Source organism: Prevotella sp. (assembly GCF_051059605.1).
In the GTDB taxonomy this organism is placed as follows: Bacteria; Bacteroidota; Bacteroidia; order Bacteroidales; family Bacteroidaceae; genus Prevotella.
Genome location: NZ_CP050883.1, coordinates 302,633 through 323,485, shown reverse-complemented (window position 1 = coordinate 323,485; position 20,853 = coordinate 302,633). Strand labels below are relative to the sequence as shown.

At 38.1% G+C, this 20,853-nt stretch carries 10 protein-coding genes; 7 read left to right on the top strand and 3 right to left on the bottom strand.

Annotated features, from left to right (window positions below; translation table 11 throughout):
* Window positions 1–35 precede the first annotated feature (35 nt).
* The 7 genes from HEQ28_RS01225 (at window position 36) to HEQ28_RS01195 (ending at window position 14,874) form a co-directional block, all read left to right on the top strand.
* On the top strand, window positions 36–3,362 hold the full coding sequence (locus tag HEQ28_RS01225) for an InlB B-repeat-containing protein (RefSeq protein ID WP_434503379.1): 3,327 nt from the start codon (window positions 36–38) through the stop codon (window positions 3,360–3,362).
* A gap of 16 nt (window positions 3,363–3,378) precedes the next feature.
* Entirely contained in the window at window positions 3,379–5,478 is a 2,100-nt protein-coding gene (locus tag HEQ28_RS01220) for a pectate lyase family protein (RefSeq protein ID WP_434503378.1), read from the top strand.
* A gap of 233 nt (window positions 5,479–5,711) precedes the next feature.
* A complete protein-coding gene (locus HEQ28_RS01215) occupies window positions 5,712–8,957 on the top strand; it encodes a SusC/RagA family TonB-linked outer membrane protein (protein WP_434503377.1) in 3,246 nt (1,081 codons plus the stop codon).
* A 19-nt stretch (window positions 8,958–8,976) separates the two neighbouring features.
* Window positions 8,977–10,785, top strand: a complete 1,809-nt coding sequence (locus HEQ28_RS01210) for a RagB/SusD family nutrient uptake outer membrane protein (RefSeq protein ID WP_434503376.1) — start codon at window positions 8,977–8,979, stop codon at window positions 10,783–10,785.
* Between the two features lie 20 nt (window positions 10,786–10,805).
* Window positions 10,806–12,392, top strand: coding sequence for a DUF4957 domain-containing protein (locus tag HEQ28_RS01205; protein ID WP_434503375.1), 1,587 nt, complete (start codon window positions 10,806–10,808; stop codon window positions 12,390–12,392).
* Between the two features lie 1,188 nt (window positions 12,393–13,580).
* Complete coding sequence (locus HEQ28_RS01200; RefSeq protein ID WP_434503374.1) at window positions 13,581–14,252, top strand: DUF4230 domain-containing protein; 672 nt, start codon at window positions 13,581–13,583, stop codon at window positions 14,250–14,252.
* Window positions 14,242–14,874, top strand: coding sequence for a DUF4230 domain-containing protein (locus HEQ28_RS01195; protein ID WP_434503373.1), 633 nt, complete (start codon window positions 14,242–14,244; stop codon window positions 14,872–14,874). Before HEQ28_RS01200 ends, HEQ28_RS01195 begins: the two co-directional genes overlap by 11 nt.
* Before the next feature lie 340 nt (window positions 14,875–15,214).
* Here HEQ28_RS01195 and HEQ28_RS01190 read toward each other — a convergent pair whose 3' ends face one another.
* The 3 genes from HEQ28_RS01190 to HEQ28_RS01180 are packed head-to-tail and all read right to left on the bottom strand — an operon-like array spanning window position 15,215 to window position 20,754.
* Window positions 15,215–16,576, bottom strand: coding sequence for a TolC family protein (locus HEQ28_RS01190; RefSeq protein WP_434503372.1), 1,362 nt, complete (start codon window positions 16,574–16,576; stop codon window positions 15,215–15,217).
* A 21-nt stretch (window positions 16,577–16,597) separates the two neighbouring features.
* A complete protein-coding gene (locus HEQ28_RS01185) occupies window positions 16,598–19,738 on the bottom strand; it encodes an efflux RND transporter permease subunit (RefSeq protein ID WP_434503371.1) in 3,141 nt (1,046 codons plus the stop codon).
* Window positions 19,735–20,754, bottom strand: coding sequence for an efflux RND transporter periplasmic adaptor subunit (locus tag HEQ28_RS01180; RefSeq protein WP_434503370.1), 1,020 nt, complete (start codon window positions 20,752–20,754; stop codon window positions 19,735–19,737). Before HEQ28_RS01180 ends, HEQ28_RS01185 begins: the two co-directional genes overlap by 4 nt.
* Window positions 20,755–20,853 lie beyond the last annotated feature (99 nt).

Sequence of the window (20,853 nt, the reverse complement as noted above, 5' to 3'; positions counted from 1 at the left end):
AAACCATATAACACTATAACTAAACAAAATATTACATGAAAAAACAACTACTTTATTTGTCATATTTAAGCATGTTTGTGTTTTTGCCACAACCAACAAGAGCAGACAATGAAACTACGTTCAACAATGTTTCCGGAAAAATAACTTGGAACATCGGAAACGAACCTTCTGCTAACATCGAAGCAGGCATTGCTGACGGTATATCATCAACTTCTGTAAATACTGGTAGTGGACTGACTGTATCAAGCGCAACTTTTTTCGACAAGACAATGACAAAATACAGACCTCTTGTTTCTAATGCTGGTAACGTTGAGAGTGTAATGATTGAATACCGTGTAAAACCTAAGACCGGCATTAAATTCAAACCAACAAACGTGTCGTTCGACGCTGTAAAAGTTGGAACAGATGGTGCTACATTCTCATATAGTTACACTACAGATGGGACCGAAAACACTATTATTGACGTTGACAAAGCTACTATACTACGCAACAATAGCGCAAATGCGGCAACCGCGACACTCAACCATAGCGTAGATATCACGTCAAATGAAACTGATGTATTCACTTTCAGAATTTATATTTCAAACACCAATAACGTTAAGGACATCGCTATCGCAAATATTGTTATCAGTGGAATAATAAATGGTACTATGAAAGATGTAAATTCATATTCTATTTCTGCAAAAGCCAATCCCACAGAAGGTGGTAGTGCAGAGATTTATCCTAAAGGTGACAAATTTGACGAGGGTACTGCTATGACAATGACCGCTGTCAAGAACTTCGGATATAAATTTGTAAACTGGACAGACGGCGATGGTAATGTTCTTTCTACAGAACCCAAATTCGATTATACAGTAAATACTGCCAAAATATTCACAGCCAACTATCAGAAAATCAACACTTATGCTTTAAATTATAGTGTAAACGGAGGTGCTGCTTATTATATGGTACAACCAAATCCTAAACCTACAGTTATTAATAACAAAAATATGTACGAGGAAAAAACAGAAGTCATACTTACCGCTTCAGATAATGATATTTTCAAATTCAGTAATTGGAACGACAACCAGACATCCGCAGAGAATAAGTTGACAATGAACGAAGACAAGACAATATCAGTAAATTATTCTGCCATAGATTTCATTGCAGCATGGGATTTCTACAAGAATGGTAACAATGGGCGCAAGGCTGACTTTGCATCAGCCGACAACGACGCCGACCAACTTGTACTAAGAGACGCTAATGCCAACACAGTGTCATGGCTCGATAAAAGTATTGTTTCTGCCAATGGATATGAAGGTAAGGCCGCTGCGGTGAACTGGCACAATGATGCAGCTTTAGGCACATACTACTGGCAGGTAAAGGTTAATGCCACAGCATTCACTGATATCAAGGTTAAAGCTAGCATGATGTATAATTACAATGCCTACAAAAAATATAATGTTGACTATTCTATTGACGGAAACACTTGGACTAACTTTGGTGAATTCAGTATGGATGGTGCAAAAAACTGGAATGATTCTATATTCAATCTACCTACAACAGCCAACAATCAGCCAGAACTTTACATACGTTGGATAGCAGACAAGACATCAGATATTGACGGAACAGAATCTACTAATGACGGTAATGCTATTAGTGGTATATATATTCTTGGAACAACAAAGATTATAGACGATGGAAACGCTCCAAAACTTATGTCTTCAATACCTGTTGAAGGTGCAAAAAATGCATCAGCAAACGGAAGAATTGTTCTCACTTTTGACGAAAAAGTAAAAACAAGCGATAATATAAGCGCAACTCTGGGCAATAGGACCATCACTCCTTATGTATCAGGAAAGACTATCACATTCGACTACTCAGGATTGGCTTATGCCACAGCATATACATTTACCCTGCCAGCCAACAGCGTTAGCGACCTATCAGGAAATACAATAAGTGAAGTTATCAAAATAAACTTCACTACTAAGAATCGTGATATTATAGCAAAAACCATGTATGACTTCATGGTCCCCGACAACGGAAATATCAAAGACGCAATAACAGCTGCCGGCAAAAGAGGTGACACTAGTAAACGCTTCAGAATATTCGTCAAAGCGGGAGAACACACATTCCCTGCTTCAGAGACAACCACTGTGAATGGAAGCGATAATGTTGCATACGCAGATCCTGCTATATATATAAATACTCCAAATATATCAATAATAGGTGAAAGCATGGCCAGCACTATTCTTACAAATACCGTTCCAACCAATCTGGTAAACGGAACATACGGACCAGCAAATCCAATAGAAGGTATTGGCAAGGGTGATGTCGTTAAATTACAAGGAGGTGCAATAAACACATACTTTGAAGATATCACATTAAAGAGTGGCATGGCTGACGCTACAGGAAGAAATATTGTCTTAAACGACGGCGGAAACAAGACTATATGCAAGAATATAACATTATACGCTTACCAAGACACATACGTTTCCAACAACCAAAACGGCAGATTTTATTTTGAAGACGGAGTTATTCGCGGACGCACAGATTACATATGCGGCAAAGGTGATGTATATTTTAATAATGTGAATTTCAAGAACTGCGACAAAGGTGGATATATTGCAGTCCCATCACAACCTAAAAAATATGGATACATATTAAATAACTGTACTATAAGTGGAGAGAATGATGATATAGATGGGAACTACACTCTCGGAAGACCTTGGGGAGCAGGAACCCCAATAGCACTTTGGATAAACACAAGAATGGAAATCATCCCTTCAGCTATAGGTTGGAATGAGATGAGTGGAGGTTATCCCGCCAGATTCGCAGAATTCAATTCACAAACGGCAACTGGCACTGTTATAAACCTTAGCAATAGAAAGATAATATTCGCAAATACTCATACCAACAATCCTATATTAAAAGCGGAAGAAGCAGCAAAATATACTATCGAAAACATAATGGGACAGGATGATGACTGGGATCCGACATCAGCTACAGAACAAGCAGCAACACCTAGCAACGTAAAAATAACAGGAAATACTATCACATGGGACGATAATAATTATGTGTTGCTATGGGCTATTGTCAAAAATGACAAAATTACAGACTTCACTACTACTGCTACTTATGATATCACCGATACCCAAGCTAGTTATGCAATAAGAGCTGCCAACGAAATGGGGGGACTTGGAGAAGCTGTAAAAGTTGACACCTCAACCGAAATAAAGGATATAAGTACTACAAACGTAGCGAAAGTAAAGTACTATTCACCAAACGGCACTTGCAACACACAACCACAAAAGGGAATGAACATCATAATGCAGACCTACAGTGATGGCAGAACAAAGAGTAATAAGATAATGTTGAAATAAATAAAAATCATTGAATATGAAAATTGTAAAATCAATCTTTTGCTGTATTGCAGCTACTTTCCTGTGCGCACAAAATATGATAGCCCAGGAAAAAACACCAGCTTTCCCTGGAGCAGAAGGCTTTGGAAGATATGTCACCGGTGGAAGGGGTGGAAATGTTTTTCATGTCACCAACTTAAATGATTTCGGTGAAGGTTCATTGAGATGGGCTGTCGAACAAACAGGAAAGAAGACAATCGTCTTTGATGTATCTGGAACGATAAACTTACAGTCTCCACTATCGATAAACTCAAATACCACACTGGCTGGACAAACATCACCGGGAGGCATTTGCGTTTCCGATTATCCAATGAATATCATCGGCAACAACGTCATTGTGAGATATATGAGATTTCGACTCGGAAATAATTACGTGAAAATAAACGGTGCTGATGGTTGGGACGGATTTGGTGGATTTGATCACAGTGAATGGATGATAGACCACTGTTCGGTTAGTTGGAGTATAGATGAATGCCTATCAGTATTGGGAAATAAAAATACTACTGTACAATGGTGTATTGTCGCCCAGAGTCTTGTAGCTGCAGGACATACCAAAGGAAATCATGGATACGGAGGTAACTGGGGAGGAGACCATGCCTCATTTCATCATAATCTCCTTGCACATCACGGTAGTCGTACACCACGACTTGGCCCTAGACCGACAACTCAGTTAAGCGAATATATGGATATGCGTAACAACGTTATATACAATTTTGGAGGAAACGGTTGCTATGGCGGTGAGGGAATGGATGTAAATATTGTCAACAACTACTATAAGCCCGGACCTGGTAGTCCGACTGGTGACAAAGGTATGAGAATTGCCGCCATTGGCATAAGAACAAATGAATATGTGACCACATATCCAGCCTACGCACCAGCGCTTCACAAATGGGGACATTACTATGTCAATGGAAATGTAAACAGCATGTATTCTGATGTCATAAAGGACAACTGGACCTACGGAATGTACAACCAGATTGATGCTTTGGGCAACGACGGAACATACACTAATGTGACAAAAGATACGATAAAGTTGGCATCCCCGCTTGATATTATTTACACAACCACACACACGGCAGAACAAGCTTATAATAAGGTACTCGCATATGCAGGCGCAAGCAATCATCGTGATTCTTTTGACGACCTTATTGTTTCTGACACCCGAGACGGAGTTGCCACATATACGGGAGCTAACTGTTCGCAAGGTTTCATCAACTCACAAAATGATGACAAACCAGCAAATGCGGCAGCAGATTGGAACGCATGGCCCACTTTAAGTTCAACAACAAGCGCAGCAACAGATACGGATGGTGACGGTATGCCTGATGACTGGGAAAACGCAAACGGTCTAAATTCCAAAGATGCGAATGACAGAAATATAGTTAATAAGTCGGGATATACGAATCTTGAGACATACTTAAATTCCTTGATTGACGATATCACTACAAAACAGAATGAAGGTGGCACTGTCACAGGTAATATAGAAAAAGGAAGCGAAGTTCCTACTTCATCAGAAAATATTCTTTGGGGGCAAACTTATATCGAGTCTGCTACTACAACCACATGGAAATTCCAAAATGGGTTCTCTATAACAAACAATAGTGATAAAACCTATGCCACAGGAAATAACAGTAAAATTAAATTCAGTAACGGAGTGATATATACCATAATAATACCTGACGGTTTAGAGATAACCCAAATTGACCTTGAAGGTTACGGCAACCATGCCGACGCTTACTTATCGGAACTCAACGGAAAAAATTATAGAGATACAGAATATATATTCCCCAACGGAGATAACAATGCTTCACAAAGTTGCACTATTAAACTATCAGCCCCAGCTACAAAAACCTTGACGTTTACCACTAAGAATACGCAGGCTGTTTTGAAGCTCACCCTGTCAGCAAATACGACAACAGGAATAAACCACACAAGAGATGACATTAACGAAGTTTACAATACAAAGTATTATAATATTGCTGGTTTAAGTATTCCACGTCTATCAAAAGGTATAAACCTAATAGTAAAAACATATACAAACGGCAATAAAACGACAAAGAAAATAATGTTAAAATAGTGAGTTTTTACCATTACAAACATTTTACACATACGAGAACTAACCACAAAGGTTAGTTCTTTTTTTTGTTTCAGCCATAATTAATTATTAAAAAATAATCTAGCTAAAAACCTAATAATCAACAACTTGATAATTTTTCATATATAATTGTCAATTTGTTAGTTTGATAATTAATATATTTTTATTACTTTTGTGAATGTGAATTTTTACTAATCTAATAAAATAAAAAACGTATGTCTGGTAACTTGAAAAATTTTCGAATTGTGCTAGTCTGCCTTCTGTCGTTATTCGTCGGAAGTTTATCAGCGCAAACTATCAAAGGTACAGTTAAGGACAATACCGGTGAACCAATTATCGGTGCAACTGTTATGGAACAGGGTGTACAAGGTAATGGCGGTGTAACCGACATTGACGGTAACTTTACACTAAACCTAAAAGGCAACACTAAGAAAATTAAAGTTTCGTATGTTGGTATGAAACCACAAGTCGTAAATGTTGCAGGGAAAAACTCAATTAAAGTAACTCTTGACGATGAGGCAACAAGCCTTAACGATGTCGTCGTAATCGGTTACGGTTCTGTCAAGAAGAAAGACTTGACCGGATCTGTTGCCACAGTAAACAGCGAGGCTCTGCAAGCCGTACCTGTAGCCAACGCAGCAGAAGCGTTAACAGGAAAGATGGCTGGTGTACAGATCACAACAACTGAGGGTTCGCCTGATGCAGAAATGAGGATTCGCGTACGTGGTGGTGGTTCTATCACACAGAGTAACGAACCTCTATTCATTGTAGACGGTTTCCCAGTTGAAAGCATTAGTGACATTCCAGCAAATGACATTGAAGACATCACTGTATTAAAAGATGCCTCTTCAACAGCCATCTATGGTTCTCGTGGTGCCAACGGCGTTATCCTAGTAACAACAAAGAGCGGTAAAAGCGGTAAAGTCAAAGTTAGCTATAACGCTTATTACAGTTTTAAGAAAATCGCTAAAAAGCTAGATGTTCTTAACGCTAGAGATTATGCTACATGGCAATATGAACTTGCACAGTTGAAGAGTGGTGAATCAATATCTAACTATGAAAATTTCTTTGGTTCATATCAAGATCTTGATTTATATGATGATGTCGCAACCAACGATTGGCAGGATATAACATTCGGTCGTACTGGTCACACCTTCAACCACAACGTCAATATCAATGGTGGTACAGACGCCTTGAAGTATGCTTTCAGTTATGCTCACATGAATGATAAGGCTATCATGCTTGGAAGTAACTACAAGCGAGATAACTTCTCTTTGAAGTTAAACACCAAACCAACAAAGAATACTACATTTGATTTACAAGCTAGATATTCTATGACCAACATTCGTGGTGGTGGTGCTAATGATGCTACAAGTTCATACGACTCTGATAAACGTTTGAAATATTCTGTAATCTATACACCATTCCCTATAAATAACCTAACTTCAGATTCAGGTTCTGGTGACGACGACCTTGGTAACCTATATAATCCTGTACAGTCTGTTTATGACAACGACCGTTTGCAGAACCGAAAGAATCTAAACTTAGCTGGTGATTTTGGTTGGGAGATATTCGACAACTTCACTGCAAAGACTGAGTTTGGTTATGACCTTACATCAAACTATGACAAGAGATTCTGGGGTACTACAACATATTATGTAAAGAATGTACCTGCAAGTGAAAATCAGAATATGCCTGCTACACAACTTCAGCAGACTGACCGTCATAGTTTCCGCAATACTAATACTATAAGTTATGATTTCAAGAAGCTTCTCAATAGTAAAGACCATAGCCTTAACTTAATGTTGGGTCATGAGTATATCATAACAAAAGAAAGAGTAAACACAAACATCATTCACGGCTTCCCTGTAAACTACATGGCTGAAGACGCATGGAGACTCTCTACACAGGGCACTCCTTATATGATTAAAGACTATTATTATCCTGACGATAAATTGTTATCTTTCTTTGGACGTGCAAACTACAACTTCAAGGATAAGTATCTTTTAAGCGCGACATTCCGTGCAGATGCTTCTTCTAAGTTCTCAAAAGAAAACCGTTGGGGATATTTCCCATCAGCAGCTGCTGCTTGGCGTATATCTTCAGAACCTTTTATGAAGGGTACATCGAAGTGGCTTGATGACTTGAAACTTCGTTTTAGTTATGGTACTGCCGGTAACAACAATATTCCGTCAGGACAGTTGACACAGGTGTATGAAAACAATACTACATCTTGGATTAACGGTATCAGCAACTACTGGGCACCTTCTACATATATGTCAAATCCTGACTTGAAATGGGAGACTACAATTACACGTAACCTTGGTCTTGACTTCACACTTTGGGGTGGAAAGTTAACAGGTTCTGTTGAGGCATACCTTAACACGACAAAAGACTTACTTATCGCGTTCCCTGTATCAGGAACTGGCTATGACTATCAGTACAGAAACATGGGTAAGACTGAGAATAAAGGTCTTGAGGCATCTTTCACTTGGCATGCAGTAAATGCCAAGAACTGGGGAATTGATTTAAATGGAAACATTGGTTTCAATAAGTCTAAGATCAAAAGTCTTGGTATGATGAATGACTTTGGAGCAGAAAGCTACTGGGCTTCATCTGAAATAGGAAACGACTATTGGATTGCTGTAGGTGGTTCTGTAGGTCAGATGTATGGTTATAAGTCAGCAGGCAGATATGAAGTTGATGACTTCACTGGTTATGACGCAACAAAGAAGAAATGGGTACTCAAGAGTGGTGTAGCCGATGCTACAAATGTTGTAGGTCAGATTCGTCCAGGTTCAATGAAGTTGGTAGACCAACTAACAGTAGATACAGACGGTGATGGTAAACCTGATGCAGGTGACGGTAAGATTGATACAAGCGATAAAACTATCATCGGCAATGCCAACCCTGATTTCACAGGTGGTTTCGGCATCAACGCCCATGCTTATGGATTTGACTTAAGTGCAAACTTTAATTTCAGTGTTGGCAACGATATATACAATGCCAACAAGATTGAATTCTCTACAACTGGTAAATACCAATACCGTAACATGTTAAGCACAATGGCAGCTGGTAACCGTTGGACAAACCTTGATCCAGCAACAGGTCTGATTACAAACGACCCTGCAAAATTGAAAGAACTTAATGCTACAACAACAGAGTTTTCTCCATACACAGACAGAATGGTATTCTCTGACTGGTCTGTAGAAGACGGATCTTTCCTTCGTCTTAACACATTGACGCTTGGCTACACAATACCACAGCTCGTTACAAACAAAATGGACATAAACAGCCTTCGTTTCTATGTTACAGCTTACAATGTGTTCTGCATCACAAATTATTCAGGCTATGATCCTGAAGTTTCAACAATGCGCAGAACAAACCTGACACCTGGAGTTGACTACTCTGGATATCCAAAGAGTCGTCAGTTTGTTATTGGTTTGAACTTGAATTTCTAATACGTAGGAGGATTTAACAATGAAAAATTATATAAAACTATCAATACTTGCATTATCATTAGCTGGACTAAGTTCATGCGACATGGATGCACCAAACCAATCTTCGCTTGACCCTAGTGTTGTTGGATATACTGAGAAAATGGCAGAATCTGCCATAATGGGTATTCATCAATCATTTGGAGAGACCAATTCATATCGTGGTCGTTTCATTCCATATTACGGAATGAATACCGATGTTGAGATGATAAACATTCCAACTTTGGCACAAACTCCAGACGGTGGAAAGAATGACCTATGTGCTTACAATGCCACACCAAACAATACTCTTATGAATACATCAAACAATGCGTATGCAAAGTTTTATGAAGGTATTGAACGTGCCAACATGGTAATAGATGCGATAAAGCAATATGGTGACCCAGCAAATCGCCCAGAAATGGCACAATTACTCGGTGAAGGAATGACTCTTCGTGCCGTACTTTATCTTGACTTGATAAAGGGATGGGGAGATGTTCCTGCACGCTTTGAGCCTATTTCTACAAATACAATGTATCAGGAACGCACAGACCGTGATTCTATCTACGTAAGACTGCTTTCCGACCTCAAGGAAGCCGAAGATATGATGCCTTGGCCTAACGACAATGATAAGACAAAGAACGTTGAGCGTGTCAGCAAGTCTTTTGTAAAAGGACTTCGTGCGCGCATCGCACTCTATGCAGGTGGATATAGTTACCGTGCAGACGGAACTGTAAGAAGGAGTAACGCTCCTGCCCTTTCTGTAGACAACATGTATAAAATTGCACGTGACGAATGCGAAGACGTCATCAATAGCGGAAAGAATAAGTTAGGTGACTTCAAGACTAACTTTACAAGCCTTTGCCAGGACAAAACTGACGCGGGTAACGAAAGCCTCTGGGAAGTTCCTTTCTCTGATGGTCGTGGACGTGTATTATATACTTGGGGTGTTAAGCATAATGCCAAAGACCAGTATACAAAGCAGGCACAAGGTGGTGTAAACGGTCCTTTACCTTATTTGTATTATGATTACGACAATGAGGATGCTCGTCGTGATATCACATGTGTACCTTACGACTGGAGTAACGAATCTAAAGCAAAGCAGCAACTGCGCAAAGTAAACAAATGGTGCTTCGGCAAACTTCGCTACGAATGGATGAACCGCATCGTAACATCTACAAATGATGACGGTCTAAACTTCCAGTATATGCGAATGGCTGATATTTATCTGATGGCAGCTGAAGCAATCAACCAACTTAGTGGTCCTAGCGATGCATGGGGATATATGGAACCAGTTTTGTCTCGTGTATTACCGGCAGAGAAGGTAGCTACTCTAAAGAATAAATATACTGCAAACAAAGACGCATTCTTCAACGGTATTGTTGAACAGCGCGGACTTGAATTTGCTGGTGAACAACTTAGAAAAGCAGACCTTATACGTTGGAACCTTATTGATGACAAACTTGCTGAAGCAAAAACAAAGATGCAGGCATTAAGAACTCGCACTGGTGCTTACGCGGACTTACCAGGAAGTGTATATACCAAGACTGCTGCAGATGGCGAGTCCCTTATTATCTATGGTCTTAATCATGGAGATACAGATGATGCAGGTGCAAACCTTGTTAGCCTGAATGGATACGAAAAGACTTCATGGCTTGAACCAGACTCAAAAACAGGTATCTTAAAGATTGATGACGACCTCGTTAATGGTCTATATATCAATAAACCAAGTACACATGCAATCTGGCCTATATGGCAGACATTCGTTGACAACAGTAATGGTAAATTAAACAATACATGGCTCGGATTTTAATATATAAAATTCCTAAGATTATGAAGATTATTAATAATATATCAAAATATCTGCTTGGACTTGCGACCATCGTTGCAGTGAGTTCTTGCAGTGATCCAATGGACGAGATAACAAGTTTGATTCTCGACCGAAACTATGCTCCAGTAGAACTGACTGCAAAAGTTGTCAACAAGACGAACGTAAAACTTACTTGGCAGAAGTCTAATGCAGACAGCTACACCATAGAAGTATTCCAAGATGACAGTCTTACTTTTGCAGGAACTCCTGTGAAAACAATTACTGGCGTTCTAGCCAGCGCCATACCTTACACAGTAAGTAATCTGCAAGGTGAGACAAAATACTCTTTCAGAATAAAAGCCATTACAAAGGATGATTCTTCAAAAGACTCTAAATGGAGTACGGCTTATGCACAAACTGATCCAGAAAACATTCTTAGTGCTGTAAATGAAGAGACCGATATCACAGCAACGACTGTAACTTTGAAATGGCCAGCAGGACAAACTGCAACTTCTATCGTGGCTACTGAAAATGGTTCTTTCGCATCAAATGTAATCTCACACACTGTAACAGCAGATGAGATTGCTGCTGGTACAGCAACAATAAGTGGACTTTCTCCAGAAACCAGCTACACGATTAAACTGTATAATAACACAAAGACAAGAGGTACCGTAAGTGTTAAGACTGCTATTGATTTAGGTGGAGCAACTCTTGTAAAAGCAGGCAGTGACCTTAAAACTTGTATTGACAATGCAAAAGATGGTGACGTGTTGGCTTTGATGCCAGGTACCTACCCTATAAACACAATAGACGGTAACATGCCTCTTAACAAGAGCATCGCTATCAAGTCTGTACGTTCATACGATAAGGCAATAATTCAAGGTGGTTTCCAACTTAGTGACGGTGCAGCACTTGGTTTGACACAGCTGGTTCTTGACGGAACCAACAATGCTACGATCAAGTATGTTGCAGACTATAAGACAGCAGGTAAATTTGGTGATCTAACTATTGAAGGTTGCGAAGTCAAAGGGTATACAGGTGGTATTTACTATGTGAATGTTGCATCAGATATTACAAACTTAAAAATTAACAACAGTATCATTCATAACATTAGCACAGCAAGTGACTTCCTTGATTGTAGAGCAGGCGTAATACACAACTTGACATTTACAAACAACACCGTTTACGCTATCTCTTGTCGTGACTTCTTCAGATATGATAACAAGGCTAGCAGTTTCCCTGGAGTAACTCCATACATCAGCGTTGACCACAACACACTTGACGGTTTAGCTTCAGTAAACAAAGGTGTATTCTATGTAAGATATACAGGAACGACGATAGCCTTTACAAACAATATCGTAAGTAACTCAACTGGCGTATTTTGTAAATTCGCAACAACAATTATTCCGAGTTTCAGTGGTAATAACTACTATAACTCACCAAATTTTGTTCTGGCGACTGATGATAAAACAAATACAGGTATAACCGTCTATGACAATACTGGTACTAGTTACAATCCTAGCTATGCAGACTATGCAAATCATGATTTCACTGTGAAGAGTGATGATTTGAAATCTTCAAAGACAGGTGACCCTCGTTGGATTAAATAAGGATATTCTTATTAAACAATAAATCAAGTAGGAGAATACAAAATGTATTCTCCTATTTTTATATTCTCTCCCATCCTACTATATAAATCTTAAAGATATATCTACAAGAAAAGGTTTATTGAATGCCGCTAAAGTGACAAAACCATTGTTTATAAGAGATAAACGAGTAACATTTAAGTATTCCCAGCGTTTTTTGTATTATTTAGCTACGAAGCTACGGTATCTCTCACAAAGCCTATAAACAGGGGGATTGACGATACGTAGCTAGATCAATTTAGCTTCGATGAGCTACGTTCTAGCTACGTTATCTATTTCTGCTTATATAATGTACGTGCATACACGCGCATACCTAGGGTTTTGAAAAATATAAGCGTCAAAGTGTCAACTAAATGAATATCAATATTTTATCGACGAATTTGACTAAATAAAGTGACGGTGATTTGACCGTCAAATTTCAAGTTTTTTATGCGTTTCTATATAGAAACAGTTACGTTTCTACATAGAAACGCAAACTTTTCTACGATGTTTTACCTCCTATTGCTTCGTAAAACGCTATGCATTCCTTCGTAAAACGCAATGTAAAACATCGTAAAACGCATCGCGATTCTTCGTAAAAGGCAATACAATATGAGGAAAAAAATCACCCATATTTTACCGACGAATAACCGTCACTTCATTCGACTCGAAAAGATGCCTAACAAATTGATGCTCAACGGATAGACACTTCGACACTTTTTTTTACGTAAAATTCAGAGTGCGCGCACGTACGCACGTGTATTATAATGTGTAGCAACAAACTTTGGCTAACTACCTAACCTAAATTCCATTGCATGGACAAAAATTTTATAGTATCTTTGCCAAGAATTCAGTGGAATTCGGCAGAACATTTAAACAAGCTTGAACATTCTGCTCCTGTTTACGGTATCTATTTCCACATCCCCCAGTTCCTCAGATACAGCTAACAGTTCTTTGAAAAATTCAATCAACAAAACGGCACAAGTTGACGTAGCTTGAACGTAATAAACAAGTTGCTTCATCTTACTCAATTGGTTACATTCAAATGATTAAGAACCAATAATTAATTCTATTCAGAGATATAACCTACATGGCGTAACTAATTAATTTCAACAAATACATTCCTTATTTCAGAAAAAATATCTATATTTGTATTATTGAAAAATAAAGAATATGAAACATAAAGCTACATTAATCGTTATGTTGGCTATTACATTGCTTGCTTCTTGCAACAGAAACAAGACGGATGAAACAGCTAAACAGATAGATACAATACCAGAAATGGTGATGCATATACAAAAATGCTCACGACTATATACTGCAGAATATAAATTCCACAAGATTGTAACTCATCAGGATAAAAAAACAATTAAGGCTTCTCTATTCAAAACAGACATGAGCTTTGATATTCCTATGAGCGAAAGAAAGATTGCTATTCCAATGGACGCAACCATAAAAGCATATATAGACTTCTCTAACTTTTCAAAAAAGAACATAACAAAGTATGGTAACAAGATAGAAGTAACTCTACCCGACCCACGAATCATCATGACAAGTTCCAAAATAAATCATGAAGATATTAAGAAAGATGTCAGTTTGATGCGTTCAAACTTCAGCGACGAGGAACTACTAAATTATGAAAAACAAGGACGAGACCAAATAATAAAAGCTATTCCTCAAACTGATATTCTTGAAAGAGCGAAGATGAACGCTGCTAACAATATCATACCAATGATTAAACTAATGGGATATGACGAAAAAAACATAACCATCAATTTCAGAAAGGATTTTAGCAACAATATAAACAACCTTATAGATAAGACGACAATTGAACATGAGAAATAAAAATAAATCAAAACTCAGCATAATGTCTATTATCCGCAATATTACAGTAAATCCATTACTTCAAATTGCGATAATCGCTATAGCAATCATCATTGTTATAGCTGGACTGTATTGGCTAAATAAGGATAATAGCATAAGCATAGAAGAGAACAAGAAGATTGACCTTACGCCAACAATGATAAAATCTATTGAAGACATAGGTGAATGGGAATTTCTGCAGATAAACGATGAAGAGTTGGCTGACACAACGAAACACGGTTTCTTTGGAGACAGCGAACTCGTCAGAATATATTACGGAACACTTAGACTAGGAATCAATCTGCACGAAACAAATAAAGACTGGATAAAAGTAGACAACGACACCATAAAAGCAACATTGCCACAGATAAAGTTGCTTGACAATGATTTCATTGATGAGGCAAGAACGAAGCCTTTCTCAGAAACAGGAACATGGACCGACAAAGACCGCAAATCTTTATACACAAAAGCATACAAAGCGATGAGAAGCCGGTGCATGACAACAGAAAACATTAACAAAGCGAAGGAAAACGCAAGAGTACAGTTTGACAACATATTGCACTCAATGGGATTCGAATATGTGAAAATACAATTTGATAAATGACAATAAATAAAGGACCCGCTAGCAGATATGCTGGCGGGTCCTTTCTCACTCAATCAACAAAAACCATTTAAACCCATCCACGCTATGGGGGTAATCTAATCTATCAAAACACAATACTCAAAACTCTCTAAACATTTTATTCCTTATCGTGTACCTAAAAACATTGAATCTATTTTATTTTAAAATAGCTTGGAGAAAGTACATAACCACAATCAAATGATTTATGTGAACTCCAATCACAATGCAAAGATAAGACTAAAATTCCCCCATTGTTCTGATAATTGTCAATATTAGCGCAAATCGGTGAGCAAACGATTGCACAGTTTAAATATGTTAGTTTTTATTCAGCATCCCTGCCTGTAGCTATAAAATAAGCTGTCTTGCAATCAAGATAGTTACATACCGTTTCAGTATACTTATCTAAAGACTGCTGATTACTTGTCTGCGCATCTAGCAAATCACTCATTGTTGCAGTGCCAGCCTTATAATAATCCTCATTCAAACGAAGATTTTCTGTTGATTGTTCGATGCTTTTACGTGCCACTAAGATCTGTTTGTATGAATTATCCAAATCATTGTATGCACTTTGCATCTGTATTATTAGTAATTGACGGTTGTCATCTCTGTCTTGGCGTGCAATCTGTTCGGCTATCTTCTGATGCTTCACCAGATGATTATCACTCCACAAACCACTGATAGGAACACTAAGAGTTGCAAGTCCTATCACATTAGCTTGCCCACTTCCCATCATGTTTTGATACACTCCAACTGCGCCAACAGACAACGTAGGCAGCAAGGCTCCTTTCTTTAGTTTTGTTTGGAGTCTGTTAGCCTCAACATTTTTATCCAAAAGTTGTGACTCAACCTTATTGTTCAATGCTGAAGCATGGTCAACAAGGTAAGTAGATGGTTCAGGAATATTATTTGTCAACGTTGTATCTATCATTACTTCCTCACCATTCATACCAATATATTGCGCCAGAACCATTTTACACAGTTTAATACCGTTTTCAACTTTTAATCTGTTGCCAAGCAATTCATTCTGTTTCAATTCGACTGTCAACATATCTTTTTTTGTAGACAAGCCAGCTTTGTATGCATTTTCAGCATCATTATGAATACGCTTCAACTGAGCATCAGCCTTTTCTATGGTTTTAAGTTTCCCATAAAGAGTTAGCAGTTGATTATAGTATGTCTCTGTTGTTGATGCGATCTCATCTTCAGACTGTCTTATCTGGAGTTTCTTGACATCAGTCTGCAACTTAGCCAATTTGTTTCCATTCGTAATCTGTCCACCAGCATATATTGGTTCCATAGCCATAAGTTGCGCCATTGTTCCATGCTTCAACATATTAAATGAGTAAGAAGATGGCAATGATGCCAACGCAGCAGGATTTAATCCTAGCTGCGAGACGACACTACCCAATTTACTTTGATCAGATGCTGATAGACTAAAGTCTTTTTTCATCAAATAGTCATTAGATTGGAAATAAAGAGCACCAGCCGTTACTGTAGGCAGATATTTAGAAAAAGCATTCTTTTCCGTCTCCAAAGCCTGACTTACTCCAAGTTTAGCATCCTTGATCTTTACATTGTTTCGCATTGCCAACTCGCGGCACTCTTTCAATGTATATATCTTTTGTGCATATATTGGCAAAATCATTCCAACTGATAATATTATTATTGATAATCTTTTCATCATAATTATTATAAATATTGTTGTCTATTCAGTTTCTGCACTTACGATTTTTAGCATCATCTTTGCACGCTCTTTCTCATTCTTTAAATGACGTTTTTTGTCTTCTATACGGAATATCATCCAATATCCAATAGGTATCATTGTGAGAATAAAGAACATAGCCATGATAGTACCGAAACATACAACGACTCCCATTGGTCCCCACATTGGTGAGTTTTGTATCACCATCGGAACAACTCCCATTGATGCAGCAGCACTGGTAAGGAATATAGGTCGCATACGTCTTTCTGCTGCCTGAAGAGCTGCATGCTTGGCGCTGATTCTATTATTCTTGCGCAGGTCTTCGGCATAGTCAATCATGATGATTCCATTTCTCACTATAATTCCCATAAGCGATATCATTCCAAGTACACCAGTCAAACTCACATCCTGATGCATGATAAATATACCCAAAGCCGCTCCTAACAGAGAGAACAGAAGTGAAAACATTATAAGTACAGACATACGTATGTCTTTGAAATGGAAAATAAGTATCACAAATATAATGATGATTGATATAGATAAACCTCCATAAATCTGTGGTCCGTTTTCATCATCACTAGCACGCTGGCCACCAGCTTTCATCGAAACTCCATTACCAGGAACAGATTTTAATGATGCTAAGACTTTATCTGTTGCCGTATTCAGATTTAGACCTCTACGCACATCAGCAAAGACCGATATAGTTCTAACACCATTACGCCTTACTATCATGCCTTCATGCCAGTCTGGTTTCACATTAGCTATCTGATTAAGATGCACATTTACTCCTGGAACCAAACCGCTAACCATAGAATTATTCAAATCATCAGGATTCTGTTTTCCTGATTTTACATCTTTCAACATGACATTTACAGGATAGTCTCCCTCCCATACTGTAGTGAGTGGAATTCCACTGCCAAATCTTGTAGCAAGATTCAATGACAGCATAGCCTTGTTTATACCCAATCTACTAGCCTCATCACTGTTCATTATAACATTCAGTCCACTGGTAGTTCCTTCGAAATTACTTCTTACCAGCAATAAATCACTGTCACGACGCATAATAGCCATTGCTGCATCTACGGTCTTATGCAACTGCGCTAGGTTACTACCACTAAATCTAATCTCAACAGGTGATAAAGCATCTGAATAGTCTAATTGTTTAATACGTACCTGAGCATCACTAAAATAGTTAGAATACATCGGTGTAAACTTATCAAGCAAAGCTTGTGTATCCTCGTCATCTTTCGTATTAACAATAAACTGCGCAAAATTAGTACCACCAATCTGTGGAGCATAACTAGTCTGAAAGCGAGGAGAACCGCTACCATAGAATGTAGTGACATTGATCACACGACTATCTTTCTTCATTAGATGTTGCAAACTATCAGCAACCTGCGCAGTCCGTTCAATTGCGGTGCCAGAAGGCATATATATTTCTACTGCGAATTGGTTACGTTCTGCTCTTGGCATAAGTCTCTGTGGAGCTTGTGAAAAGAGAGCTCCTCCTATTATAACAGTAAACACACCAAAGCCCAATGTAACAAACGGATGTCTGAAACAAGCATTAATCAATATATTATAATAATGCTGTATGATTTCGAGGAAAGATTTATGTTTCTGTTTACTCTTATCTTCGTTCAGTCCCTTCTTTATAAATGTATATTGCATCCAAGGTACCATGAATACCGCTATTAACAAAGACACACCAAGGACAATGGATACACCAAGAGGAAACCATTTTACGAAGTCCATCAACTGCCCCTTCATCGTTATCAATAACGGGAAGAAAGTGATAGAAATAGCCAATGTGGCACTGAATATAGATGAGAAAAACTCTTTTGCCGACATAGAAGCCGCATGCCATCGACTCATCCCCTGGTCAATCTTTTCTATATAGCAGTCTATGATGACTATACTATTATCTACAATCATACCCAAGGTCACTATCAGCGCCGCCAGCGTTACCGTATTCAATTCTATACCAAAAGCATAGAATATTCCCAAAGCAATAAATATCGTAATCGGAATCGTGCCTGCAGCAACACTTGCCACACGCATTGGCAATAGAAGCATGATGACTACAATTACAGAAACAATAGCTATTCCCAATTCTTTAAGAAAATCTACAACAGATGAGTTTACTACCTGACTCTGATCAGTTATAGTATATATGCTAACATCAGAAGGCAAATTAGCCTTATATCTGTTCATTATTTCTGTTACCTTGTCACCGAACTGAACAATATTTTTACCTTCATTCATTTCTAGCGATAAGACAATACATTTCTTGCCATTATTCTTAACATAACTATCAGCATCAGGATATTCACGTTTTATTGTTGCAATATCACGCAAACGTATAACGTTGCCTGACGGATCAGAAAATACAATCTGTTGTGCTACATCATTTTCAGTGGCAAGATTGGATACCACATGTATTGGTCTAACAGTGTTCTTATCATCAACATTTCCACTAATAATAGTAAGTCCTTGTGATTTAAGACTGGCAAGCAAGGTTGCTGTGTTCAAGCCGTATGTAGAAAGACGATCACGATCAATATAAATACCAATCTGTTCTTTCTGTTCACCGACCACTCTCATATTAGCAACCTCAGGAATAGTACGTAGACTATCCTGCAGATTATTCATATAATCATGTAATTGTCTATATGTTTTATCTTTACTCTCTAAGGTAATCAACTTTGCTGATGTATCACCGAAGTCATCATTTGCAATTAAAGCTAATACCCCAGAAGGCAATTCACCCTTAAACTGTTGGAGTCTGATTTTAAACTTACTCCAAAATTCATCCTTATTATTTACATTATCATTCAGTTCCACAAAAACATAACAAATTCCGTCCTTGCTTTCTGAATATGTCTTTGACTTCTTTATTTCCTTAAATCCCCAAAGAAACTTCTCTAAAGGTTTAGTTACTTGTTCCTCTACTTCAGCAGAAGTGGCACCTGGATAAACAGCAGCGACCACACCTTGGCGTACAGTGAATGTTGGAAATTCATTTTTAGGCATATTGATAAGTGAATATATGCCAAAGACAATGAATACAGACACAATCAGCAGCATGATACTGCTCTTGCGCATAACTCCCTCAACGGGATCAAATTTTGATTGTTTCATCATTGAATCTTTATTTTAGAACCCTCACTTACATTATCCTGTCCGCTGACAATTACCTTGTCACCAACATTCAATCCCATAGTGATTACAGTTCCTTGATTACTAACATCACCTGCTGTCACATTGCGACGCACGCTTTTGTTACCATCAGCAACCCATACGTATGTGCCTTCACCATCAACAAGTACTGCATCCTGTGGTACAACTATACAATTGCCTTTACCAGAATTATTTATAGAAACATTACATACCATACCTGGCAATAAAGCTCTATCACTATTTGTCATTTCTAATTTGATATCATAAGTATGACTCAATGGATTAGCCTGAACTCCCTTTTCCTTTACATTTGCAGTAAACATACGATTATTCAAAGCAGCAACATTAAAATGTACAAGCTGTCCTACATGTATACTTGCAATCTCTCTTTCAGGGATAGAGACTTTCACTTTAACCTTGTCTAACTTTACAAGCTTAAAGCAACTTTGTCCTGGAAGAACATTGTTTCCCATATCTACGCTACGCTGAGAAATATAACCACCAAACGGTGCACGCAAGACACAATCTCCAAGATTTTTTCTTGCGATACGTTCAGCTGCTTGAGCCTGAGCAAGTTGGGTCTGTATCTCGATGAATTTGATTTCAGGTAGACTACCTTTCTTATACAATAAGTTCATACGACGATATGCATCTTGTGTCTGTGCTAATGTAGACTTAGCTATATCATATGTATTATGTAACGTCTGCTTATCAAGGACTGCCAGCACATCACCTTTCTTAACAAACTTGCCTTCGTCTGCAAAGACCTGAGAAACTGTGCCCATTGTAGCAAAACTTAACTGTGAACCATAAGATTCTTCTACTGTACCAACATAAGTCTTGGTTGTAGCTTCATCTGTACCGTTTACCATTAAAACACTTACATTAATAGCTTTTACGCTATTTGTTTTTTTCTCGTTGGAACAACTTGATAATACAATCGTTACCATCAAAAATACAATCAATCCTTTTACTTTCATTTCTCTAAATATAAATTTGTTATAAAACAGTGCAAAATTAGTGTTATTAGTCATCACTAGCAAGGTTGATAATATCAGTAGATTGTTCGATTTGCCAAA

Excerpts from the sequence above, each read along its gene's own strand:
- HEQ28_RS01225 (WP_434503379.1), top strand. The coding sequence starts at position 36 with ATGAAAAAACAACTACTTTATTTGTCATATTTAAGCATGTTTGTGTTT.
- HEQ28_RS01220 (WP_434503378.1), top strand. The coding sequence starts at position 3,379 with ATGAAAATTGTAAAATCAATCTTTTGCTGTATTGCAGCTACTTTCCTG.
- HEQ28_RS01215 (WP_434503377.1), top strand. The coding sequence starts at position 5,712 with ATGTCTGGTAACTTGAAAAATTTTCGAATTGTGCTAGTCTGCCTTCTG.
- HEQ28_RS01210 (WP_434503376.1), top strand. The coding sequence starts at position 8,977 with ATGAAAAATTATATAAAACTATCAATACTTGCATTATCATTAGCTGGA.
- HEQ28_RS01205 (WP_434503375.1), top strand. The coding sequence starts at position 10,806 with ATGAAGATTATTAATAATATATCAAAATATCTGCTTGGACTTGCGACC.
- HEQ28_RS01200 (WP_434503374.1), top strand. The coding sequence starts at position 13,581 with ATGAAACATAAAGCTACATTAATCGTTATGTTGGCTATTACATTGCTT.
- HEQ28_RS01195 (WP_434503373.1), top strand. The coding sequence starts at position 14,242 with ATGAGAAATAAAAATAAATCAAAACTCAGCATAATGTCTATTATCCGC.
- HEQ28_RS01190 (WP_434503372.1), bottom strand. The coding sequence starts at position 16,576 with ATGATGAAAAGATTATCAATAATAATATTATCAGTTGGAATGATTTTG.
- HEQ28_RS01185 (WP_434503371.1), bottom strand. The coding sequence starts at position 19,738 with ATGATGAAACAATCAAAATTTGATCCCGTTGAGGGAGTTATGCGCAAG.
- HEQ28_RS01180 (WP_434503370.1), bottom strand. The coding sequence starts at position 20,754 with ATGAAAGTAAAAGGATTGATTGTATTTTTGATGGTAACGATTGTATTA.